Consider the following 216-nt stretch of genomic DNA (forward strand, 5'->3'; position numbering starts at 1 on the left):
GTGGCGACCTCGGACACGGCCAGGGCGTGGGCCTCGTTCCCGCCGAACCGCACCGGCTGGGACCCACGCCGCCGGGATAATTCCTCGGTGTTCAGTTCCTCGGTGATGGCTTCCTCCGCGCGGGCCAGGGCGCGGAGCCTGTCAAGTTGTTTGTGTACGTGGGGTGGAATTCTTATCGGTTTAGGTGGGGTTCTATTCGGTCGGGATAGTTCAGGA

1 protein-coding gene is annotated in these 216 nt (G+C 63.4%); it reads right to left on the minus strand.

Annotated features, from left to right (window positions below):
- On the minus strand, nucleotides 1-216 hold a 216-nt coding region (locus tag LD110_RS23535), incomplete at both ends, for a hypothetical protein (RefSeq protein WP_225502351.1).

This window comes from Arthrobacter sp. M4, from assembly GCF_020251205.1.
GTDB lineage: Bacteria > Actinomycetota > Actinomycetes > Actinomycetales > Micrococcaceae > Arthrobacter.